Annotated in this window: 18 protein-coding genes; 14 read left to right on the top strand and 4 right to left on the bottom strand. The window is 71.1% G+C overall.

The features are described 5' to 3' along the window. Positions 1 to 70: 70 nt before the first annotated feature. Entirely contained in the window at positions 71 to 562 is a 492-nt protein-coding gene (locus tag F8568_RS17555) for an inorganic diphosphatase (protein WP_151594612.1), read from the bottom strand. A 219-nt stretch (positions 563 to 781) separates the two neighbouring features. Here F8568_RS17555 and dacB point away from each other — a divergent pair, with 219 nt between their 5' ends. The 6 genes from dacB to folE all read left to right on the top strand — a co-directional run bounded on the left by dacB (position 782) and on the right by folE (position 8,157). Continuing rightward, a complete protein-coding gene (gene dacB, locus F8568_RS17550) occupies positions 782 to 2,092 on the top strand; it encodes a D-alanyl-D-alanine carboxypeptidase/D-alanyl-D-alanine endopeptidase (RefSeq protein WP_151594611.1) in 1,311 nt (436 codons plus the stop codon). Positions 2,093 to 2,287: 195 nt separating this feature from the next. Then, complete coding sequence (locus F8568_RS17545) at positions 2,288 to 3,400, top strand: zinc-dependent metalloprotease (RefSeq protein ID WP_151594676.1); 1,113 nt, start codon at positions 2,288 to 2,290, stop codon at positions 3,398 to 3,400. A 91-nt stretch (positions 3,401 to 3,491) separates the two neighbouring features. Further along, a complete protein-coding gene (gene tilS, locus F8568_RS17540) occupies positions 3,492 to 4,550 on the top strand; it encodes a tRNA lysidine(34) synthetase TilS (RefSeq protein ID WP_151594610.1) in 1,059 nt (352 codons plus the stop codon). Positions 4,551 to 4,645: 95 nt separating this feature from the next. After that, the gene (gene hpt / locus F8568_RS17535; protein WP_151594609.1) at positions 4,646 to 5,209 is read left to right on the top strand and encodes a hypoxanthine phosphoribosyltransferase; all 564 of its coding nucleotides are present in this window, start codon (positions 4,646 to 4,648) and stop codon (positions 5,207 to 5,209) included. 321 nt (positions 5,210 to 5,530) lie between these two features. Next, positions 5,531 to 7,537, top strand: coding sequence for an ATP-dependent zinc metalloprotease FtsH (ftsH, locus tag F8568_RS17530; RefSeq protein WP_151594608.1), 2,007 nt, complete (start codon positions 5,531 to 5,533; stop codon positions 7,535 to 7,537). 5 nt (positions 7,538 to 7,542) lie between these two features. Beyond that, positions 7,543 to 8,157, top strand: coding sequence for a GTP cyclohydrolase I FolE (gene folE / locus F8568_RS17525; protein WP_151594607.1), 615 nt, complete (start codon positions 7,543 to 7,545; stop codon positions 8,155 to 8,157). An 18-nt stretch (positions 8,158 to 8,175) separates the two neighbouring features. Here folE and F8568_RS46830 read toward each other — a convergent pair whose 3' ends face one another. Further along, a complete protein-coding gene (locus F8568_RS46830) occupies positions 8,176 to 8,481 on the bottom strand; it encodes a hypothetical protein (protein WP_151594606.1) in 306 nt (101 codons plus the stop codon). Positions 8,482 to 8,498: 17 nt separating this feature from the next. Here F8568_RS46830 and folP point away from each other — a divergent pair, with 17 nt between their 5' ends. From folP to F8568_RS17500, 5 genes are read left to right on the top strand one after another with little or no spacing between them, the layout of a single operon-like run. Next, positions 8,499 to 9,380: a dihydropteroate synthase gene (folP, locus tag F8568_RS17520; RefSeq protein ID WP_236008845.1), complete on the top strand. Its 882-nt coding sequence runs from the start codon at positions 8,499 to 8,501 to the stop codon at positions 9,378 to 9,380. After that, positions 9,377 to 9,814: a nuclear transport factor 2 family protein gene (locus tag F8568_RS17515; RefSeq protein WP_151594605.1), complete on the top strand. Its 438-nt coding sequence runs from the start codon at positions 9,377 to 9,379 to the stop codon at positions 9,812 to 9,814. Before folP ends, F8568_RS17515 begins: the two co-directional genes overlap by 4 nt. After that, positions 9,811 to 10,176: a dihydroneopterin aldolase gene (gene folB, locus F8568_RS17510; RefSeq protein ID WP_202125058.1), complete on the top strand. Its 366-nt coding sequence runs from the start codon at positions 9,811 to 9,813 to the stop codon at positions 10,174 to 10,176. Before F8568_RS17515 ends, folB begins: the two co-directional genes overlap by 4 nt. Beyond that, positions 10,173 to 10,760 (top strand): 2-amino-4-hydroxy-6-hydroxymethyldihydropteridine diphosphokinase, encoded by a 588-nt coding sequence (folK, locus tag F8568_RS17505; protein WP_151594604.1) that lies wholly within the window; start codon positions 10,173 to 10,175, stop codon positions 10,758 to 10,760. Before folB ends, folK begins: the two co-directional genes overlap by 4 nt. After that, a complete protein-coding gene (locus F8568_RS17500) occupies positions 10,757 to 11,230 on the top strand; it encodes a DUF3180 domain-containing protein (RefSeq protein ID WP_151594603.1) in 474 nt (157 codons plus the stop codon). The genes folK and F8568_RS17500 overlap by 4 nt, the downstream gene beginning before the upstream one ends. 40 nt (positions 11,231 to 11,270) lie before the next feature. Here F8568_RS17500 and F8568_RS17495 read toward each other — a convergent pair whose 3' ends face one another. Continuing rightward, positions 11,271 to 12,419, bottom strand: coding sequence for an NADH-quinone oxidoreductase subunit D (locus F8568_RS17495; RefSeq protein ID WP_151594602.1), 1,149 nt, complete (start codon positions 12,417 to 12,419; stop codon positions 11,271 to 11,273). Between the two features lie 79 nt (positions 12,420 to 12,498). Between F8568_RS17495 and F8568_RS17490 the strand changes: the two genes are divergently transcribed. From F8568_RS17490 to F8568_RS17480, 3 genes are all read left to right on the top strand, one after another. Then, a complete protein-coding gene (locus F8568_RS17490; RefSeq protein ID WP_236008844.1) occupies positions 12,499 to 13,230 on the top strand; it encodes a PH domain-containing protein in 732 nt (243 codons plus the stop codon). Between the two features lie 263 nt (positions 13,231 to 13,493). After that, a complete protein-coding gene (locus F8568_RS17485; protein ID WP_328600928.1) occupies positions 13,494 to 14,750 on the top strand; it encodes a PH domain-containing protein in 1,257 nt (418 codons plus the stop codon). A gap of 356 nt (positions 14,751 to 15,106) precedes the next feature. Further along, on the top strand, positions 15,107 to 16,315 hold the full coding sequence (locus tag F8568_RS17480) for a cytochrome P450 (RefSeq protein WP_151594600.1): 1,209 nt from the start codon (positions 15,107 to 15,109) through the stop codon (positions 16,313 to 16,315). Between the two features lie 99 nt (positions 16,316 to 16,414). On the opposite strand, the gene F8568_RS17475 is transcribed toward F8568_RS17480, so the two are convergent. Next, positions 16,415 to 17,440: an SAM-dependent methyltransferase gene (locus tag F8568_RS17475; protein WP_328600927.1), complete on the bottom strand. Its 1,026-nt coding sequence runs from the start codon at positions 17,438 to 17,440 to the stop codon at positions 16,415 to 16,417. Positions 17,441 to 17,481: the final 41 nt, after the last annotated feature.

Below are 17,481 nucleotides of genomic sequence, written 5' to 3'. Positions count from 1 at the left end.
CGGCCTAAGGACCCTGGTCGCGGCCTCGGGAACCGGCCCGCGGCGGCGGACCGGGAGCGCCGCGGGCGGGTCAGTGACCGCCCTTGTCGGCCTCGCGCTTGCGGGACCGCTCGATCTCGGCCTCAGCCTCGACGCGCCCCACCCAGCTGGCGCCCTCGACGGACTTGCCGGGCTCCAGGTCCTTGTAGACCTCGAAGAAGTGCTGGATCTCCAGCCGGTCGAACTCGGGGACGTGGTGGATGTCGCGCAGGTGCTCCATACGCGGGTCCGTCGCCGGGACGCACAGGACCTTGTCGTCACCACCGGCCTCGTCGGTCATCCGGAACATCCCCACCGCGCGGCAGCGGATGAGGCACCCGGGGAACGTCGGCTCCTGGAGCAGCACCAGCGCGTCCAGCGGGTCGCCGTCCTCGCCCAGCGTGTTCTCGATGAACCCGTAGTCGGCCGGGTACTGCGTCGAGGTGAACAGCATGCGGTCGAGCCGGATACGGCCGGTCTCGTGGTCCACCTCGTACTTGTTCCGCTGGCCCTTCGGGATCTCAATGGTGACGTCGAAATCCAAGATGTCCTCCGCTCCCTGCGCGGTCGCAGTGAATAGTCTTTCGGGGGTCTGTGCGGGCGAGGCCGACCCCCACGGGGGGTGAGTTCCCTTATATAAGGATGTCGCACGTTGGTGAGTGCTGAGTGGGAAGGGGGCGGTCACGTGCCTGCACGCGGTCGCGCCCTTGCCGTACTGTCGCTGTCCCTCCTTAACGTTTTCGTCGCCGCAGCCGGGGTGGCAGTGGCGAAACTCACACCGGACCGGCACCTGTCCCCGCAGCCTCCGGGTGTTGCGGCACGCGAACTGGTGCGGGCGTCGGCCCGCATCCCCGCCGCCGATCCCGCCGGGGGGCGCGCGCCGAACCCCCAGGCGCTGGGTGGCAGGCTGGCGGCCCTCATAGGGGGTCCCAAGGCGAAGATCAACGCCGTGGTGGTGGATGCGGAGACCGGCCGTACGCTGTTCGCGCAGCGCGGGGACCAGCCCGCCACACCGGCCTCCACGACCAAGCTGGCGACGACCGTCGCGGCGCTGGCCACAGTCGGCCCGTCGCACCGGATCACCACTCAGGTCGTGCGCGGCACCGGCGGGGGGATCGTCCTGGTCGGAGGCGGGGATCCTACCCTGACGGCCCTTCCCGCGCGCGCGGACGAGGGCCACCCGCCGTACGCATCGCTGCTGGATCTCGCCGAACAGACCGCCACCGCGCTCAAGGCGTCGGGTGTGACGCGGGTACGCGTGGACTACGACGCGTCGGCGTACCAGGGGCCTCGTACGGCGGCCGGATGGAAGCCGAACTACCTGCCCGAAGGTGAACTGGCGCCCGTCACCGCCCTGACCGTCGACGAGGGACGCGTCTCCCCGGCAGATCCGACCAAGCGCGCGCGGGTCTCGGACCCGCCGTCCGCGGCCGCGAGCATCTTCGCAAGGCTTCTGGCGAGGAACGGGGTCGCTGCCAAGGCGGGGCATAGGACCGTCGCGCAGAAGGGGGCGGCGCGCCTGGGCGCGGTCCAGTCCCCGCCCCTGTCGGCCCTGATCGAGCATCTGCTGACCGAGAGCGACAACGACGTGGCCGAGGCCGTGGCGCGGCAGGTGGCCATGAAGCTCGGGCGCCCGGCGACGTTCGTGGACGCGGCGCAGGCGGTGCGGCAGACCCTCGCGAAGCTCGGCGTCACGCAGGGCGTCTCGGTGAACGACGGCAGCGGCCTTTCGCCGCGGAACCGCATCACGCCGCTCGCGCTCGCCCGCATCATCGCCCTCGCGGCGAGCCCCGCGCACCCGCAGTTGCGTTCGGTCATCACCGGCCTGCCCATAGCCGGGTTCTCGGGCACCTTGAAGCCGCCGCGCTACACGGTCTCCACCAGCCAGGCCGGCGCGGGCGTCGTACGGGCGAAGACGGGCACGCTGGCCGGCGTCAGCACGCTGGCGGGGCTCACCTACGACGGCGACGGGCGCCTGCTGACGTTCGCGTTCATGGCGGGGGACGGGAAGGGGCCGGTGGATCCGGGCAAGCTCGACCAGCTCGCGGCCGCCGTCGCCACCTGCGGCTGCTGAAGCGCGGCAGCCGGGGCGGGCCGCCGCCGCTGATCGTCTCCGCCCGCAGCCCTTGATCGTCGCGAGCCGCGTGCGCCCGCCGGTGTGTGGGCCGGGCCGTACGGGAGATAACCAGAACGGTTGTTCGTTGAACGATCGAGCAGGGGCGCTCCGGCGCCGTGTCCGAAAAGTACGGTGGAGCACATGAGCGCCTCAATGATCGACTGGAACGTCGCAGTCCAGGCGGGGACCCGTCTGGTGCGTCCGGGACCGCAGGTCAGCCATGAGGAGGCCCGCGCGGTCGTGGCGGAGCTGCGCGAGCTGTCCAGGGACGCGCACGGGCACGTGCGGGACTTCACCGGGATGGCCTCCGAGCTCGATCCGGCCCCGGCGACGATCGTGGACAGGCCCGGCTGGATCCGGGCCAACGTCGACGGCTTCCGGGTGGTGCTGGAACCGCTCATGGAGCAGATGTCCGAGCGCCGCAGCCCGAGCCCGCTGGGCGGCGCCGGCAATGTGGTCGTCCAGGCGGTCGGTTCGCGCGTGACCGGAATGCAGGTGGGCGCGATCCTCGCCTACATGGCCAGCCGTGTGCTGGGCCAGTACGAGCTGTTCCTGCCGCCGGACCCGTCCGGGCAGGCGCCGACCGGACGTCTCACTCTCGTGGCGCCCAACATCGTCCATGTGGAGCAAGAGCTCGGCGTCCATACGCGCGACTTCCGGCTGTGGGTGTGCCTCCACGAGGAGACGCACCGCGCCCAGTTCACCGGCGTTCCGTGGCTGCGCGAGTACGTGCAGGACCAGATGACCCAGTTCCTGCTCGCCTCCGACCTGGACCCCGGCGTGATGCTGGACCGGATCCGGGACGCGGCGGAGGCGGTGGCCGACGCGATGCGCGGCGGCGACGCCAACCTCATCGACGCGATCCAGACCCCGGAGCAGCGCAAGATCCTCGACCGGCTGACCGCCGTGATGACCCTGGTCGAGGGGCATGGCGACTACGTCATGGACGCCGTCGGCCCCGAGGTCGTGCCTTCGGTGGAGCAGATCCGCTCCCGGTTCCAGGGACGCCGTGACGGCGGCTCCAAGCTGGACAAGACGATCCGCCGCCTGCTCGGCATCGACCTGAAGATGAAGCAGTACGCGGAGGGCTCGCGGTTCGTCCGGCGGGTCGTCGCGGAGGCGGGCATGAGCGGGTTCAACCAGGTCTGGCAGTCTCCGGAGACCCTGCCCACGCATGACGAGATCAAGGAGCCGGCCCTGTGGATGGACCGGGTCGTCGGCCCGCGCGCCATCGATGTGGCCCCGCCCGAGGCCAGCGAGGCGTGACGCGGCCGCGGGACGCGCACGGCGCCTGACGCCGGCAAAGGAGCGGGCACCGGTTCCGCTGTGCCGCACCGTCCGGTGGTAGACGTTTCCCATGGGGCCTGATCCGGCGGTGGCGGCTGTGCGGCTGGCAGTGCGGCGTGTACTGGCCGACATGCCTGCCGGCTCGATGACGGTCGTGGCGTGCAGCGGCGGCGCCGACTCCCTGGCGCTCGCAGGAGCCCTCGCCTTCGAGGCGCCCAGGGCGGGGCTCCAAGCGGGCGGCATCACCATCGACCATGGCTTGCAGGACGGTTCAGGCGCGCGCGCGGACGCGGTCGTCCGGACGCTCGCAGACCTGGGGTTGGACCCTGCCGGGTCGATCGCGGTCACCGTTGACGGTGAGGGCGGCATGGAGAACGCGGCCCGCAACGCCCGCTACGCGGCGTTGGACCGCGCCGCAGGACGGCTCGGTGCGGCAGCGGTCCTCCTCGGCCATACGCGGGACGACCAGGCAGAGACGGTCCTGCTCGGGCTGGCGCGCGGGTCCGGAGCGCGTTCCCTGGCGGGGATGCCCCCGGTCCTCAGACGCTCGACCGATCGCGGAGAGGTGCTGTATCTCCGGCCCCTGCTGGAACTGGATCGGGCCACCATGCGCCGCGCCTGCCTCGCTATGGGGCTGGAGCCCTGGGACGACCCCCACAACGACGACCCCGCCTACACGCGCGTGCGCGTACGGCACCAAGCCCTGCCGGTCCTCGAAGAGACGCTCGGCCCGGGGGTGGCAGAGGCGCTGGCGCGAACGGCTCGGATGCTGCGGGACGACGCCGACGCCCTGGACGCTCTCGCCGCGCGCGCTTACGAGGACCTCCTCGCCGACGCGTTCGACCACGACGACGCACTCGACCACGACGACGCACTCGACCACGAGGGCAAGGGCCCGACCGTCGCCATCCGCGTGGACGGCCTCGACGAACTGCACAGAGCCCTCCGTACACGCGTCTTGCGGATGGCGGCGGTCAAGGCGGGCAGCCCACCGGGTACGCTCGCGGCCGTCCATGTCGATGCAATGGATCGGCTGGTCACGGCCTGGCACGGCCAGCGGCACGTCGACCTGCCCGGGGGTCTTCGAGCGTTCCGGCGGTATGGGAGGCTGCTGGTCGGCCCGGTTTGACGTCGCGTCGTGTGCGACCCGTCACACGGCGTGCCCGTCGCGCAAGGCGTCCGTTCCGCGCGGGCGGGCGAAGTCACAACGATGAGGGTGGGGTTGTGGACGAGAAGGACCTGGGCAACGACCTGGCGAAGGTGCTGATCCCCGAGGCCGACCTGCAGGCGAAGGTGCGCGAGCTCGCCGCGCAGATCGACGCCGACTACGCGGGCAAGGACCTGCTCCTCGTCGGTGTCCTGAAGGGCGCCGTCATGATCATGGCGGATCTGGCGCGCGCGCTGCACTCGCCGGCGTCGATGGACTGGATGGCCGTGTCGTCCTACGGGTCGGGCACCAAGTCGTCGGGCGTCGTCCGCATCCTCAAGGACCTGGACACCGACATCCTCGACCGGCACGTGCTCATCGTGGAGGACATCGTCGACTCGGGCCTGACGCTGTCGTGGCTCGTCAGCAACCTGCGTTCGCGCGGCCCGGCGTCGCTGGAGATCTGCGCGCTGCTGCGCAAGCCCGAGGCGGTGAAGACCGACCTCGACGTCAGGTACATCGGGTTCGACATCCCCAACGAGTTCGTCATCGGGTACGGGCTCGACTACGCGGAGAAGTACCGGAACCTTCCTTTCGTGGGGACTCTGGCGCCGCACGTGTACGGGGGAGAGGGCTCCTGAGCCCGCCCGTGCGCGGACCGAGGACGTCTCTGGGAACCCCTGGGGAACAAGGGGCCGTGACGGATCGTTGCAAAGGTCGTTGACGGGTATATGAAGAGGATCAGGAGATCGGCGCTGGCTGCGTCTCCTGTGCCCTGCGGTGTACCGTCATATCCCGGGCCCTCGGGTCAGGGAGCCATGTGAGGGAGACCGCCTCGACGGGTCCGGAGCCCCGGGCGACGGACCTTTGTTGGTCGCAGTGACGTCCGCCCCCCGGGACGGGCGAGGATCGCACACAGACGTTGGTCAGGAGGGACGGGCCCCGTAGGGGTAACCGGATAAATGGACGTGAAGCGCTATTTTCGCGGGCCGCTGCTGTGGATCCTGCTGTTCGGCCTCTTGGTCGCCCTTGTGATGTGGGGCGTCAACCCCGGCCGTTCGTTCGAGAAGACCGACACCTCCAAGGTGGTCCAGGAGATCGCCAAGAGCCAGGTGAAGTCCGCCAAGATCGTCGACAAGGACCAGCGGATCGAGGTCACGCTCAAGAACGGCAAGCAGCAGCAGGCCTCCTGGGTCGACGGCCAGGGCCTGCAGTTGCAGAACCAGCTGCAGAAGCAGGCAGACGACGGCAATCTGCCCGGCGGCTACAACGTTGATGTCCCCAAGCAGAGCTTCTTCCTGAACCTGCTGTTCAGCCTGCTGCCGATCGTGGTCATCGTGCTGATCTTCCTGTTCATCATGAACCAGATGCAGGGCGGCGGCTCGCGGGTGATGAACTTCGGCAAGTCCAAGGCCAAGCTCATCACCAAGGACACCCCGAAGACCACCTTCGCCGACGTGGCCGGGGCCGACGAGGCCCTGGAGGAGCTGGAAGAGATCAAGGACTTCCTGCAGAACCCGGCGAAGTTCCAGTCGATCGGCGCGAAGATCCCCAAGGGCGTGCTGCTGTACGGCCCGCCCGGCACCGGTAAGACGCTCCTCGCGCGCGCGGTGGCCGGCGAGGCGGGCGTGCCGTTCTACTCGATCTCCGGTTCCGACTTCGTCGAGATGTTCGTCGGTGTCGGCGCCTCCCGGGTGCGCGACCTGTTCGAGCAGGCCAAGACCAACGCCCCCTCGATCATCTTCATCGACGAGATCGACGCCGTCGGCCGGCACCGCGGCGCGGGGCTCGGCGGCGGCCACGACGAGCGCGAGCAGACGCTGAACCAGCTCCTCGTCGAGATGGACGGGTTCGACGTCAAGGGCGGCGTGATCCTCATCGCGGCGACCAACCGCCCCGACATCCTCGACCCGGCGCTGCTGCGCCCGGGCCGGTTCGACCGCCAGGTCACCGTGGACCGCCCCGACCTGGAGGGCCGCAAGGGCATCCTGCGGGTGCACGGCCGCGGCAAGCCGTTCGCCCCGGACGTCGAGCTGGACATCATCGCGCGCCGCACTCCGGGCTTCACCGGTGCGGACCTCGCGAACGTCATCAACGAGGCGGCGCTGCTGACCGCGCGCTTCGACCGCAAGCTCATCGACATGGACACCCTCGAGGAGTCCATCGACCGCGTCATGGCCGGGCCGGAGCGCAAGACCCGGGTGATGTCGGAGAAGGAAAAGAAGATCATCGCTTACCACGAGGGCGGGCACGCGCTGGTGGCGCACGCGCTGCCGAACTCCGACCCCGTGCACAAGGTGACGATCCTCCCGCGCGGGCGCGCGCTGGGGTACACCATGACCCTGCCGATGGAGGACAAGTTCCTCACCACGCGCTCGGAGATGACCGACCAGCTGGCCATGCTGCTGGGCGGGCGCACCGCGGAGGAACTGGTCTTCCACGAGCCGACCACGGGCGCGGCCAACGACATCGAGAAGGCCAGCTCCATCGCCCGCAACATGGTGACCGAGTACGGCATGAGCGAGCGTCTCGGCGCCCGCAAGTTCGGCACCGGGCAGGGCGAGGTCTTCCTGGGCCGCGACATGGGCCACGAGCGGGACTACTCCGAGGACATCGCGTCCGCGATCGACGACGAGGTGCGCCGCTACATCGAGGCCGCGCACGACACCGCGTGGGAGATCCTCGTGGAGTACCGGGACGTCCTGGACGACCTGGTGGTCAACCTCATGGAGAAGGAGACCCTCTCCAAGGAGCAGGTGCTGCGGATCTTCGCGCCGATCCAGAAGCGGCCGCACCAGAACTCCTACACCGGTTATGGCAAGCGCCTCCCGTCGGACCGCCCGCCGGTGCTCACGCCCAAGGAACTGGCTCTGATGGGCCCGCAGGACGTGACCGACCTGACCAAGAACAACGGCCAGGGCGGCGGCGTCACCTCCGAGTCCGCCGACCCGGCCCCGGGCGAAAGCTGACCGCCTTGGCCATCCCCTATGACGAAGAGCCGGTTCGGGAGGACCCTCCCGGGTTCGACCACGCGCGGATCGAGAAGGCGGTACGCGAGATCCTGTTCGCGATCGGGGAGGACCCCGACCGCGACGGGCTCCGCGACACCCCGGCGCGGGTCGCGCGCGCGTACGCCGAGCAGTTCGCCGGCCTGCGCCAGCGGCCCGAGGACGCGCTGACGACGGTGTTCGACGCCGACCATGAGGAAATGGTCCTGGTGAAGGACATCGAGGTGTACAGCGTGTGCGAGCACCATCTGGTGCCGTTCCACGGCGTGGCGCACGTGGGGTACACGCCCAACAAGAAGGGGCAGATCACCGGGCTGTCGAAGCTGGCCCGGCTGGTCGACGTGTACGCGCGGCGCCCGCAGGTGCAGGAGCGGCTGACGAGCCAGGTGGCGGACGCGCTGATGAGCGTGCTGGAGCCGCGGGGCGCGATCGTGGTGATCGAGGCCGAGCACCTGTGCATGACCATGCGGGGGGTGCGCAAGCCGGGCGCCAAGACGGTGACCTCAGCGGTGCGCGGGGACTTCCGTGATCATGCGGAGACCCGCAGCGAGGCGATGAGCCTGATCCTGGGCCGCTCCTGACCCCTGTTCGCATCTCGATTACCCGACCACGTCCGTACGGGCCTCAGCGTCGAGCTGAGGCCCGTTCAGCGTGTGATGGGTGAGCGGCGACGGACAGTCGGGGCGCGAGGGACGAGCCGCCAGGCCGAGCCGGGGGAGCGGGGCCTGCTCGGCGGCGGGCGCCTCGGCGGGCGAGGTGGGATGCGCGTCCACGGCGCCCGGATGCGCGTCCACGGCGCCCGGATGCGCGTCCACGGCGCCCGGATGCGCGTCCACGGCGCCCGGATGCGCGCCCACGGCGCCCGGACGCGGGTCCAGGGCGACGCTCTGAAGGGGTACGGGCAAGGCATAGGCTGGGCCATATGACCAGTGCCGCCGTTCCGGGGCTGCCCCAGCCGGGGCGATGCCTCGTCATGGGCGTGGTCAACGTCACTCCGGACTCCTTCTCCGACGGTGGGAGCTGGTTCGACCCGGAGAAGGCCGTCAGGCACGGCCTGGACCTGGTCGCCGAGGGCGCCGACATAGTCGACGTGGGCGGGGAGTCCACGCGCCCAGGGGCGCAGAGGGTGTCGTTGGAGGAGGAACTCCGCCGCGTGGTGCCCGTCATCAAGGCGCTCACGGAAGAGAACGTCCCGGTCAGTGTCGACACCATGCGCGCGGAGGTGGCGGAGGCGGCCGTCGCCGTCGGCGCCCGGCTGGTGAACGACGTGAGCGGCGGCCTGGCCGACCCGGACATGCCCCGTGTGGTGGCCGCCGCCGGGGTGCCCTATGTGGTGATGCATTGGCGCGGCCACAGCCACGACATGCAGACGCGGTCCGTCTACGCCGATGTGGTCCGCGAAGTGCGCGAGGAACTGCTGCACCGTGTCGATGCCGTCCTGGGCGAGGGCGTCGATCCGTCCATGGTCGTCCTCGACCCGGGGCTGGGGTTCGCCAAGAGCCCGACCGCCGGGCACAACTGGGCGCTGCTGGCCCACCTGGACGAGTTCATCGGCACGGGCTACCCGCTTCTCGTGGGCGCGTCCCGCAAGAGCTTCTTCACGACCCTGCTGGCCGAGCCGGACGGGACGCGCCGCCCGTTCGCCGAGTGCGACGACGCCACCGTCGCCGTCACGGCGCTCGCCGCGACCGCCGGTGCGTGGTGCGTGCGCGTGCACCGGGTACGTCCGAACGTGGACGCCGTACGCGTGGCGGCCGCCATCGAGGCCGCCCGTCCCATGCACCCCGGGAGCGACCAGCGATGACCCGTGCAGTGAACCGCGCCGACCTGGAAGAGGTCCACGCCGAGTTCTACGCCGCCTTCGAAGCGGGGGACTTCGACCGGATGGCCGACGTGTGGGCCGAGGGCCCCTACGCGGCGGGCGTCTCCTGCGTGCATCCCGGCTGGACGATGCTGCGCGGGCGCGAGGAGGTCCTCCGCTCGTGGGCGCTCATCATGGCCAACACCACCTACATCCAGTTCGTGCTGACCGACGTCGAGACGGACGTCTACGGCGACCACGCCGTGGTCACCTGCAAGGAGAACGTCCTCACGGCCGACGACGAGTCCGAAGCCGGTTTCCTCGCGGGAGGAAGCATCGTGGCCACGAAACTGTTCGTACGGGTCGACGGGCAGTGGCGGCTCCTGCTGCACCACGGCTCGCCCGTTCTCAACCCCGCGGATGCAGAGGAAGAATGAGCCTGGACCGCATAGAACTGCGCGGCCTGCGGGCCCGGGGGCGGCACGGCGCGCTGCCGGCCGAGCGCGAGCTCGGGCAGGAGTTCGTGGTGGACGCGTCGCTCGGCCTCGACACCCGTCCCGCGGCGGAGACCGACGACCTCTCGCGTACCGTCGACTACGGCGCGCTCGCCGGCAGGCTGGTCGCGGCCGTCGAGGGGGAGCCGGTCGACTTGATCGAAACGCTGGCCGACCGGCTCGCGAAGATATGTCTGGAGGACCCGGCGGTGGTGGAGGCCGAGGTCACCGTCCACAAGCCCAGCGCCCCGGTGCCGCATCCCTTCACGGACGTCGCCGTGAAGATCAGGAGGAGTCGCCCATGACAGCGTCAGACCGCATGCCCGACCGCACCGCCACCGGCGGCCACATGCTGGTCGAACACCGGGTCGTGTTCTCGCTCGGCAGCAACCTCGGCGACCGGCTGGACAACCTCCAGGAGGCGGTCGACGCGCTGTTCGACGCGCCCGGCCTGGAGTTCGTGGCGTGCTCCCCCGTCTACGAGACGGCACCGTACGCGCCGCCCGGCGAGACCATCCCGGAACAGAGCGACTACCTCAACATCGTGGTGGTGGCCGACACCAGGCTCCCACCGGAGAACCTGCTGGAACGCGTGCTCAACATCGAGAACTCCCTGCGCCGCGTCCGGGAGGTGCGCTGGGGGCCGCGCACGCTCGACATCGACATCGTCGTGTTCGGCGACATCTCGTCCAGCGACCCCGATCTGACGCTCCCGCACCCGCGCGCGCACGAGCGGGCCTTCGTGCTCGTGCCGTGGGCCGACATCGAGCCGGACGTCCTGCTTCCGGGGCACGGCCGTGTCGGCGACCTCGCCGAGGCCAAGCAGGCGGAAGGGGGCCCGTCGGCCGTTCGCCGCCGGAACGACCTGACGCTGCAGCAGCCTGCATGAGACCGTCCCGCCCGCTGTTCCTCATCGCCCTCGTGATCGTGGTGGCAGTGATCACCTGGGCGGTGTTGCGTTCCGCGTACGTGTCGCTGCCGCCGCTTCCGTGGACGGCGGTGCCGACCCTGCTGCTGCTGGCGCTCGGCGAGGCCTTCACCGGCTACAACCTGATGCGCCGGATCCGCCGCAAGCCGCACACCAAACCGGTGGAGCCGCTCGCGGTCGCGCGCATGGCGGCCCTGGGGAAGGCCAGCGCGCACACGGCGGCGGTCATCGCCGGCGTCTTCGGCGGGTTCGCCGCCAGCCTGGCGGACTCGCTCGACAAGTCGACCCCGCGCCACGACTTCTTCGTCAGCGTGGGCACGTTCCTCGCGGCCGTCGTGCTCGTGGCGGCGGCGTTCTTCCTGGAGTACGCGTGCCGTGTGCCCAAAGACCCGGACGAGGAGGAGCGCAACAGGAACTCATCCAGGGCGTGAGCCGCCGCAGAGCGTCCGCAGAGCCGCCCGACAAGGGCCGCTACTTGTCGATGTCGCCGACGACGAAGAACATCGAACCGAGGATCGCGATCATGTCGGCGACCAGATTGCCGGGCAGCAGCTCCGCCAGCACCTGGACGTTGTTGAACGACGCGGACCGCAGCTTCATCCGCCACGGCGTCTTCTCGCCGCGCGACACCAGGTAGTAGCCGTTGATGCCGAGCGGGTTCTCCGTCCAGGCGTAGGTGTGCCCCTCGGGCACCTTGAGCACCTTCGGGAGCCGCTGGTTGATGGGCCCCGGCGCCAGTTCGTCGAGCCGGTCCAGGCAGGCGTCGGCGAGGTCCAGCGAGGCGTACACCTGGTCCAGCAGGCACTCGAAGCGGGCGAGGCAGTCGCCCTCCTGCCGCGTGACCACAGGCACGTCGAGCTCTCCATAGGCGAGGTACGGCTCGTCCCGGCGCAGGTCGAAATCGACGCCGGACGCCCGTGCGATCGGACCCGACACGCCGTACTGGAGGATCTGCTCCTGCGTGAGCACCCCGACGCCGCGCGTGCGCGCGCGGAAGATCTCGTTGCCCAGGATGAGGTCGGCGATGTCGCCCATCCTCGAGCGGACGTCGGAGACGGCGGTCCGCGCGCGCGCCGTCCAACCGGCGGGGAGCTCCTCCTTCAGGCCCCCGACACGGTTGAACATGTAGTGCATACGCCCGCCGGACACCTCCTCCATCACCCGCTGCAACGTCTCGCGTTCACGGAACGCATAGAAGATCGGCGTGATCGCGCCGACCTCGAGGGGATACGAGCCCAGGAACATGAGGTGGTTGAGGACCCGGTTGAGCTCGGCCAGCAGCGTCCTCGTCCACACCGCGCGGACCGGCACCTCCATGCCGAGCATCCGCTCGACGGCGAGCACCACGCCGAGTTCGTTGGCGAACGCCGAGAGCCAGTCGTGCCGGTTCGCCAGCACGATGATCTGCCGGAAGTCCCGCACCTCGAAGAGCTTCTCGGCGCCCCGGTGCATGTAGCCGATGATGGGCTCGGCCGCCGAGATGCGCTCGCCGTCCAGGGTCAGCCGCAGCCGGAGCACCCCGTGCGTGGACGGGTGCTGGGGGCCGATGTTCAACGTCATGTCCTCGGTGGCGAGCTCCTTGGCGCCCGCACCGATCCCGACGATCCGCTCGGTGGTCATGGTCGCGTCTCCGCCGCTCCGGTCACCGCCTCATGGTCCCATGGCGGGCGGCGGCCGTTATCCGGTTGACTAGGGGGCAATGAACCCGAGCCATGGTGAACCGCCGTACGAGCCCGTCGCGCAGCCTGGATACCAGAACGCGGCGCGTCCGCCCGCGCCGTCCGGGCCGGGGCAGGGCGGCCATCCGCACGACCCCGCGGGCTCCCCGCCGGGCATGCCACCGGGCCGGCCCGACTTCGTGCCGGGCGCGGAGCAGGTGCCGCCCGGCGGTCACCAGCAGCAACCGGGCGCGCCCGTCGCGGTGCCTCCGACGTACAAGGCCGACGAGGCGTTCGCCCCCGGCGGGGACCTTCAGTGGTCCACCATCTCGGCACGGCACGCGCCGCACCGGCTGCTCAACGCCGTCCTGTGGGCGGTCCCCATCGGCGCCGTGGGCGCGTTCCTGGTGTGGCGCAACGGCGGCGCGGCGGCGGCCGTCATGTGGATCGTCGCGGTGGCGCTGGTCACCGTCGTCATCTGGGTCATGGCGGAGCTCGACCGCCGGTCCTTCGGGTACGTCGAGCGCTCCGACGACCTTGTCGTGACTCATGGTGTGTTCGTCAAGCGGCTCATCGTCGTGCCCTACGGCCGCATGCAGTTCGTGGACGTGACCGCTGGGCTCCTTGAGCGGTGGATGGGCATCGCCACGGTGCGGATGCACACCGCTGCCGCGGCGACCGACGCGGCCATTCCCGGCCTTCCCGCCACGCAGGCCGCACATCTGCGAGACCGACTCGCCCAGAAGGGCGAGGCACGGGGCATGGGCCTATGAACGGCCCTTACGGCCCGCCTCCCGGTGACCACGGCCGCCCGTACGGGCCACCCGGTCCCTACGGGCCGCAGCCGCCGCGTCCTTACGGGCCGCCCCGTCCTCCGTACGGCCCGCCTCCTGGCCCGTATGGTCAGCCCAGGCCGCCTTATGGACCGCCCTATGCGTACGGTCCGCCGCCCGGTTACCGCCCCCCTCCGCCGCCGGTCCGGTTCTCCGAGGGCACGCACCGGCTGCATTGGGCGACGGCGCCGCTGCGCGCCTTCGTGTTCCTCATCATCTACTTCGTGCTGCTCGGCTTCCCGCTGCTGCTGACGCAGACGAGCGACGGCGTCACGTTGGAGCTCACGCCCGCCGTGGTGACGCGCTTCTTCGCGGTGTCCATCCCCATGACGGCCATCGCGGTCGGCTCCGGCCTGTGGACATGGCTGGCGCTGCGCTTCACCATCGACGGCGACGACCTCGTGGTGGAGACGGGCCTGATCCGCAAGAACAAGCGCCGCATACCGCTCTCCCGCATCCAGGCCATCGACGTCGTCCGTCCGCTCGTCACCCGGGTGTTCTCCCTGGCGGAGGTCCGGGTGGAGCTCGCGGGCGGGGAGCAGAGCGAGATCGCGCTGCGCTACCTAGGACGCCACTCCGGCCAGCAACTGCGCGCGGAACTCCTCGCGCGCGCGGCGGGCCTCCCCGGAACCACGCCCGAGGCGCCGGAACGGCACATGTGGCGCGTCCCCTTCGGCAACCTCCTCGCCTCTTTGATCCTTCGTCTGCCCGTGCTCGGTACCGGGATCCTCTTCTTCGCGACCCTGGTGTTCCTCGTGGCGTACGCCGAGGGCGGCATCCTCGCGGTCACGCTGCCGATCGTCCTCGGGCTCATCCGGGCCGTCATCGCACCGCTGGTGATGTACGCCAACTTCACGGTCGCGATGTCACCGGACGGCATACGACTGCGGTACGGGCTGCTCGAGACGCGGATGCAGACGCTTCCGCCCGGCCGCATCCAGGCCGTCAGCATCGTCGAGCCCGCCATCTGGCGGAAGGTCGGATGGGCCCGCGTCGAGGTGACCGTCGCCGGTTATGCGGGGGAGCGGCAGGCGCTGTCCTCGACGCTGCTGCCGATCGCGCCGAGGCACGTCGCCATGCACCTGGTCTCGCAGGTCTTCCCCGGTACGCACGTCGACGCGGTGCCGCTCGTTCCCGCCTCGTCGAAGGCGGTCGCGATCGACCGGGCGGACGGCGCCGGCGCCGACGACGTGGTGTTCGTGGCCCGGCACGGCTGGCCGTGCCGCCGCACCGACGTGATCGCCCACGCGCGCGCGCAGAGCGTCCGGCTGACCATGAACCCGGTGCAGCGCGTTTTCGGGCTGGCCACCGTCCACGTGGACGCGCCGCCGGGGCCGGTCCAGGTGGCGGCCGCGGACCGGGAGTCCGGCGAGGCCCGGGCGATCGTCGAGTCGACGGCGCGCCGCGCCCAGGCCGCCCGCAGTGCCGCCGGTGACCCCGCCCACTGGGCCGCCCGCTGACGGGTTATCCACAGAATCGCGTTTCTCTTGTGGGGCGCGACCCCCCACACCCCCCCCGCTGCGGGGGGAGCGGCCCCCTTCGCTCCGCTGGCGCTCCGCTACGGGTGCCGCTCCCCCCGGTGGGGGCCAGCCCCCCACGCCCCCCGGCGGGGGGCTCCGCCCCCCACACCCCCCCGGCGGAGGTGCCGTCCGGCGCCGTCGAGCATGGGCCGTGGCCGTCCCGCCGCGGGGCGGCCCCGCGTTTCGGGGAACGGGGCCCGGCCGACGGATCAGGCTGGTTCTTGGCGGTGGCTGGGGGTGGGGCTTCGTGCATCTGTGTGGGTACTGCCTTGGCGGGGTGGCCGTATTGTCGGTGGATGAGCGATTTGGGGTACCAGCCGTGGGCGGCGGAGTTCGTCGCGGATCCGTATCCGGTGTTCGCGCGGCTGCGGGAGGAACGGCCGGTGTTCTTCCACGAGCCGACCGGGCAGTGGGTGATCAGCAGGTACGAGGACGTCGACGCGCTGCTGCGCGACCGGCGGCTCGGGCGGTCCTACCTGCACGTGGCCGGGCACGAGGAGTTCGGGCAGCCGCCGGAGGCGGAGTTCCTCAAGCCGTTCTGGGACCTGATCCGGGCTGGGATGCTCGACGTCGAGCCGCCCACCCACACGCGGCTGCGGCGGCTGGTGTCCAAGGCGTTCACCGCTCGGATGGTCGAAGGGCTGCGGCCGATGATCCGGCGGCTGGCCGGTGAGCTGGCCGGGACGCTCGCCGCCAAGGGCGGCGGCGACCTGCTCGCCGAGGTCGCCGAGCCGCTGCCGGTCAACGTCATCGCCGAGATGCTCGGCGTGCCCGAGGCGGACCGGCCGCTGCTGCGCCCCTGGTCCGCCGGCATCTGCGGCATGTACGAGTTGAACCCGCCGGAGGAGGTGCAGCGGACCGCCGTACGGGCCGCGGTGGAGTTCTCCGACTACCTGCGGGAGCTGGCCCGGTCACGGCGCCGGGACCCGCGCGACGACCTGATCAGCGCGCTCGCCCAGGTCGTCGACGAGGGCGACCGGCTGACCGAGGACGAGCTGATCGGCACCTGCGTCCTGCTGCTCAACGCCGGCCACGAGGCGACGGTCAACGCGACCGGCAACGGCTGGTGGGCGCTGTTCCGCAACCCCGGCGAGCTCGAGCGGCTGCGCGACGACATCTCGCTCGTCCCCACGGCCGTCGAGGAGCTGCTGCGGTACGACACCCCGGCGCCGATGTTCGAGCGGTGGGTGCTGGAGGACATGACCGTGGCGGGCGTGGACATTCCACGCGGTGCCGAAGTGGCGCTGCAGTTCGCCTCCGCCAACCGGGACCCCGCCGTCTTCGCCGACCCCGACAGGCTCGATCTCGCCCGGGACCCGAACCCCCACATCACCTTCGGCCTCGGCATCCATTACTGCCTCGGCGCCCCGCTCGCCCGGATCGAGCTGACCGAGTCGCTGTCGGCCCTGCTCAGGCTGGCACCTGGCCTACGTCCGGCATCCGAGCCGGAATGGAAGCCCGGCTTCGTCCTCCGTGGCCTCCAAGCCCTCCACGTCGAATGCTGAACCGCGACCGGCAACTCGCCTCGGGTGGCCCGCTGGTTGAGTCCTGGCGGCGGGCGGATGGACTCCTCCCGGAGCGCCGGCTTGTCCGCCGCGTGCGGGTCAGGAAGTGGGTGGCCGAGACAGGGGCGGGGGGAGGGGGATGCCTACGGTTTGGGTGAGCCATCCGAAGCCGCCCAGGCCGGACGGGTCGGTGAGCTCGGCGTCCTCGCCGGCGCGGCAGAGGGCGGCGACGTATCCGCGGGGGTCGGTGTGGGCCATCGCCAGGGTCGGGCGGGCGCCGGACAGCCCCAGGGCGCGAAGGGCGGCGCACTGGGTGGTGAGGAGCGTGGACGTGGCGCCGGCCCGCTCGCCCGCGGTGGTGCAGGCGTCGAGGGCCACGTGCGCCGTCACGTCGCACGAGCCGTCCGGGACGGCCGGGACGGTGGCGCCGTCGCGGTAGCCGGTGAGGGTGCCGTACGGGGGGCGCGAGTCGCGGGCGTGCGAGTAGTCCACGGCGATCGCCAGGCCGCGGTCGAGGCGCCCGATCACCGCGGCCCAGGCGGCGCAGCGGGGGTGGCCGATCTCGGCGCGGTCGCCGGGCTCGCGAAGGGGCCACCAGCGGTCCAGCCAGGCGCGGTCCTCGGCGGACGGCTCGGCGCCGAGGCGCTCGATGCCGCTGGACGGGTCGACCAGCACGGTGCGGACGCCGTCCGGGGTGTGCTCGGCGACGTCGAGCGGGATGTTGTCGAGCCACTCGTTGGCCACGGCGAGGCCGGTGATGCGGTCCGGGAGGTCGGCGCGCCAGGTGACGGACGCCGGAATGTCAGAGGGGCGTGGTGCTATCTCCACGGCGGTGGGTGCGAGGCGGGAGGTGATGCCGGACGGGAGACTCGCCATGATGTTGCCCAGCAGGCGGCCCGAGCCGGCGCCGATGTCGACGAGGTCGAGCCGGTCGGGATGGCCGAGGGCGGTGTCGACGTCGATCAGGAGCCGGGCGATCGCGGCGGCGAAGCGCGGCGAGGCGTGCACCGAGGTGCGGAAATGCTCGGCGGGGCGCTCTCCCCGCCGGTAGAAGCCGCCCTCTCCGTACAGTGCCCGCTCCATCGCGGTGCGCCATGTCAGCCACCCGGTCGCCAACGCCGCCACGAGTGTGACGTTACCGTGCGGTGGCGGTGGGACCATCCCTG

This window comes from Actinomadura physcomitrii, assembly GCF_008923205.2.
GTDB classification, from domain to species: domain Bacteria; phylum Actinomycetota; class Actinomycetes; order Streptosporangiales; family Streptosporangiaceae; genus Spirillospora; species Spirillospora physcomitrii.
Note: the sequence above shows the minus strand (reverse complement) of the source record. Positions and strands in the feature narration are given on the sequence as shown.